This is a genomic window from Phyllobacterium sp., assembly GCF_037994405.1.
In the GTDB taxonomy this organism is placed as follows: Bacteria; Pseudomonadota; Alphaproteobacteria; order Rhizobiales; family Rhizobiaceae; genus Phyllobacterium.
Window position 1 is genome coordinate 1 of sequence record NZ_JBBNAN010000257.1, and the last position, 4,759, is coordinate 4,759.

The window sequence follows — 4,759 nt, forward strand, 5'->3', positions numbered from 1 at the left end:
CGGAATATGCCGAAGCGCATCGCTGGTTGGCCCTTAACTTGTGGTTGGGTTGGGAGTTTTGGGACGAGCCGATCGATCCCAGCCGGGCAAGAGCGTTGGCGGAAGCACAACGGGCCGTGGCGCTCGATCCCAACGACGCCGGGAACCACTGGGTATTGGGCATCATCCTGGGACATGAACGCCGCTGGGCGGATTCAGATGCGGAATTCGATATCACCCTTAGATTGGATCCGAACTATGCCGACGCATGGGCGATGCGCTCGGACTTGATTACGCTGAACGGCCGACCAGCCGATGGCGTCGAACACGTACGCAAAGCGCTCCGACTCAATCCTCACCCACCTGGTTGGTATTACTGGATGTTGGGGCAGGCGCAATATGCGCTTCACGACTACAAGTCCGCAGTTCAGACGCTACTCCGGCCCGAAACCTATCGCACGACATCGCGCCGCATTCTTGCGGCGAGCCTGGCGCAACTCGGGCGTCTGGAGGAGGCGCGCCGGGAGGCAGAGATGTTCATGATGAGCAATCCGCATTTCACAATTCGGCATTGGTCCGCTTCGCAACCTTTCCGGGACGAAGACGTGCGGCGGCACTTTGTTGAGGGTTATCGTGGGGCGGGGTTGCCAGAATAACTGTCGTCGCCCCATATTGTCGAAAGGCGACATGCAACGGCGAGCCACCAGTGGTTGGGAGGGCGTCGGATGGATTCAGAGCCACGCTTAAACCCGCCCTATCCGACCAATACGGATCCCTTTCAAAGGTGCGCACGTTTTTAAGGATCGCGTTCGCCCAAAAGCTCGTAGGCCGTTTTGTCAATTTCAGGTGCGTCCTCCGAATACGAAGCGGCTCAATCGCGCTACGGATAAAGTTCGAAATGGTCCAATTCAGATTTCTCTATGAGCTCCGCTTCATCCCCTAAGTAATTCGGGATCTTCCAATCCTCACCCACGGCAGCCGCGATTGGGTCGACGCTATCCCAAACCATAACCATGCAGAAGGTGCGGCTGCCACTCGCGCGCATTGGTTTGCCCCGATAAATGCGATCAGTCCCGGTTGTGACTTCAGCCACGGGATTGACAGCTGTTCGACTCTGTTCTGCCAGGCGTGTTCTTTCCCGGGAAACACCGTGCCACGGTAAATTCTGATAATCATCGCAACGCCCTCGGTTGCGTCAGGGAGATTGCGGCCGACCAGCGCCAACAATCGCCTTGGCCATTCGTAGAAGCGGAACCGCCACGCCACCCCGATCGTCGAGTACCGGCTCAAGCAGTTCATATCCACAAGCCCGATACAGCGGCTCGCCCGCCTTTGTCGCCATAAGTTCCACACGGCTGAAACCTTCGGCTCGAGCCGCCTCCTCACAAAGGCAAAGTATCAACCGACCGACGCCGCGGCGCGTGAAGTCGGGATGTGTATACATGGCGCGCACCCGCGCTGGATCCTTCGCGGGATCAAGCAAAGCAGCATCCCGACCAGGCGAGCGATCTCCGCCATACAGTGTTGCGCGCCAGCTCCAGCCACCGCATCCCGCAACAGCGCTGTCCTGCTCGACGACAAAATACGTTCCATCGTCAATGAGTTGAGTGTCAAGACCCATGATGATCCGGCTTGACGCTATCTGGGCCGCATCCAGGAAAGGCTTTTGAAGTTCGGAAATTGCGGCATCTATCAAAGCGGTCAGATCTGGATAGTCGGCACGGGTCGCAAGCCTGTGCTTCAGAATCGTATTTGCCATGACAGCCCCCAATAATCCGGTCGCCATGCAATGGCAACGGAATATGGGCTCAGATTACCGCAAAAGCGGGCACGCGTTAATTGTTAGATAGGTCGAATCGGGAAGAATCCTAATTACCCCTATTTGCCCTTGCGAGCCAGACGCGATTGTAGGCGGCAGTCAGATCTAACCTGTCGCCGCCTTCGATCAGCCGATCGTCTCTGTTTTCGCCGGGATTGTCGCTCCGAAGCCAGAACCGGCCGTTGATCCGAAAAAGTCGGTTACAGATGACTACATAATTTGCCTTGAAGACGGGCAAATGAAGGCATTTGGCCTTACCCCGGAACTGTATCGCGAAAGGTGGCAGCTCGAGCGATCATACCCGATGGTCGCACCAAATTATGCGGCAATCCGTTCACAGCTTGCAAAGAATATGGCACTAAGCCGCAAGCGGAAAGCAGCCGGTTAATTTCGCCATGGCAAATTTTGCTTATCCGGAGTTTGCAAGTTCAAATTGCACGCGATCACGATAGTAGTGCGGCCTAACCTTTCGGAGTCCCGCTCCGTCGTTTGTAGCCGTTGCGGCACGTTTGGCGACTCGGAAGTAGAATATTCAGATCGGGACTGATCAGTCTCTCCTTCGATCGCCGTCAAGAACGCCTGGTGCTGTTTGTCGCCTTTCTGAACGTCAGCGACGATAGTGCGCCCCCGCCGCTAGCTACAAATAATATGGGATTGAGCGAGGCTACTCGCCTGTTTGGTTTGCCGGCTCTGACCTTATCTGACCTTGGGATCAAACTTGCCGGTCCCGTGGTCACGGCGGTTCTTCCGGGATGGCTCGTCCCATCAGTAACGGGTGAGATATGGGCGAGCCATTATGATGTTCTTTGAACATCATCAGAATACCGTCCCAGTTTTGCACCGATCAGCAATATTATGCAGGCGTCTACGGTGCGCGCAGCGCCTATCAAATGATCCGACTGGTCCTGCATGGTATCAGCACAGGAGCTCCAATTCCTACATCGAAATGGCTAACCGCCCACAGGTTCCGTTGTCAACGAATTCGTAGTATAGTTAAAAGTTGAGGAGAAATTCGCGCGTTGACGCGAGAACATGGAAACACAGGGAGCAGCGCTGCCTGTGTAATTTGCGTACTCATTAGATATATCGAAGCTGACTATCTGTAAGTAAACTTACGGAGCGCTGAGTTATGTCTAGATGAGCTGCAAGTCAATCGATTAGTGCGAAATTTTGGCTTTTTGCTTACGTGCGTTTCTTGCGCGCGAAGGCTACGTGCGAGCTCGCAAAAGCAGAGCTGGGTCATTTCCGCGAAAATTGAAACGCGATGCTATGTGGCCTGGTTGGGTTGAAACAGCACGGAGGGAAGCGGGCAGGCGATGGTAGGAAATTCAATCGGGCCGCGCCGCATCCGCAGACAAGGGAGGAACCAATGAAACCCGTAAACCTGAGCATAATCAATGCACCCGCCGCAGCGATGACACTGGTCAAAGCGGCACTTCTCTCCGGAGTTCTTATGGCCTTTGTCCCTGGGATCGTCCTCGGACAGCCGATCGAAAAGAAGGGGACCACGCCCTACGTGACGCACTTCATATTTCGGCCTTTGATGAACATTGACATTGCCGACCTCGGTACGGCCACCTCGCTGGAGGCGGTCGGCACCACCGAAAACATGAAGGGAGAGAAAATGTTCGACAAGATGTCAGCACATTGCACAGCGCTGAGCGTTGCGTCGGGCGAGAAGAAATATATCGACGGCGCCTGCGTGCTGGCCGATAGCGACGGTGACAAGATTTTCTCGACCTTTGATACTCGCGACCTCGACAAGTCGCAGCCAGAGATGAGCTGCGGCACCCATATTATCACCGGCGGCACCGGCAAGTACGCGGGAATTACTGGGAGCGAGCCATTTGCTTGCATCGCAATGCCGGCACTATCTGGTCCCGGCGGCTACACTGCGATGGACATCCCGCATAACACGACCTGGGAGATCAAATGACCGCGAGGGAATATGCCAATCAACCCAACCGCACACTTCTCTATTCGGCGTGTTGAGGTCAAGCACTTCGAGTTATCTTCTGAACCGGCTTTTAATGTCTTTCGCGGTCCACGCTTCTCTCCGGGATCGGCTCATTGCCCTCCCACCATAGGATCAGAAGAACAAGGCGCGGTCCAATCTTTGAGGCGCTCTGACTGCGATATATTGCAGTCGAAGCAAGTGTGTGGCCGAACTCACCTTATTCACCGTTCGCGAAGGACATCTTTCCATCGGCTGGCAGAACCTTATTGTCTCCTGTTATTCCTGATCAGGCGGCCTTCGCCATGTCGTGGTCGCGGGTCCACCGGAATTCCGTGCCATCGCACCACATGCGATGCATGATCACCGCAAGCCGCCGTGCGAGGGCGACGACGGCTTTTTGCAGACCGCGACGCTTGGCGATATTCATCGCCCAGGCCTTCAGCCACGACCATTTCTTCACGCGGGTCAACAACACCTGCGCCGCCTCGTAAAGCAAACCGCGCATGATCGCGTCTCCAGCGGCGGATACGCGGCCGATCCTCTTGCTTTGTCCCGATTGATTGACAACCGGCGTCAATCCCAAGGCTGGCCCCACCGCTCGTGATTTCGTAAACCGCGCCGGAGCGTCGATGGTGCAGATGTACGCGAGCGAGATCACCGGACCGATACCGGGTATCGTCATCAATCGGTGGCAAGTGTCGTCACCACTGGCGATGTCGAGGACCCTACGGTGCAGCCGCGAGAACTCCTCCCGGAGCTTTCGACGGGCATCGAGCAGAGGCGCAACGATCTCCTGCAGATCGGGCAATGCCTCCAGGAGGTCATGGATCCGGTCCTCGAATTTCCCCACCCCGACAATCCCGACCTTCAGGCCGAAGTTGCGCAGCAATCCGGCCGGTCTCATCGACGACACATACCGATGTCGCTTGCACCGAAACGTCAAGGCCTGCAAAATACTTCATGCTGCGCTTCCTTTCATTGATGCTTGTGGCTGTTCTCACACA

2 protein-coding genes and 3 pseudogenes are annotated in these 4,759 nt (G+C 55.8%); 3 read left to right on the forward strand and 2 right to left on the reverse strand.

The features are described 5' to 3' along the window. Positions 1-635, forward strand: a pseudogene (locus AAAC48_RS14325) (adenylate/guanylate cyclase domain-containing protein); the annotation flags it as partial. A 539-nt stretch (positions 636-1,174) separates the two neighbouring features. On the opposite strand, the gene AAAC48_RS14330 reads toward AAAC48_RS14325, so the two are convergent. Beyond that, positions 1,175-1,738 carry a GNAT family N-acetyltransferase gene (locus AAAC48_RS14330; RefSeq protein ID WP_340654821.1) on the reverse strand — a complete coding sequence of 188 codons (564 nt, stop codon included), beginning with the start codon at positions 1,736-1,738 and terminating at the stop codon, positions 1,175-1,177. 208 nt (positions 1,739-1,946) lie between these two features. Between AAAC48_RS14330 and AAAC48_RS14335 the strand changes: the two are divergent. Then, positions 1,947-2,186 (forward strand): annotated as a pseudogene (locus tag AAAC48_RS14335) (MucR family transcriptional regulator); the annotation flags it as partial. A gap of 981 nt (positions 2,187-3,167) precedes the next feature. After that, positions 3,168-3,734 carry a hypothetical protein gene (locus tag AAAC48_RS14340; RefSeq protein WP_340654822.1) on the forward strand — a complete coding sequence of 189 codons (567 nt, stop codon included), beginning with the start codon at positions 3,168-3,170 and terminating at the stop codon, positions 3,732-3,734. 307 nt (positions 3,735-4,041) lie between these two features. Here the strand turns inward: AAAC48_RS14340 and AAAC48_RS14345 are convergent. Further along, positions 4,042-4,665, reverse strand: a pseudogene (locus tag AAAC48_RS14345) (transposase); the annotation flags it as partial. Positions 4,666-4,759: the final 94 nt, after the last annotated feature.

Coding starts and splice junctions, on each gene's coding strand:
- AAAC48_RS14340 (WP_340654822.1), top strand. CDS start 3,168: ATGAAACCCGTAAACCTGAGCATAATCAATGCACCCGCCGCAGCGATG.
- AAAC48_RS14330 (WP_340654821.1), bottom strand. CDS start 1,738: ATGGCAAATACGATTCTGAAGCACAGGCTTGCGACCCGTGCCGACTAT.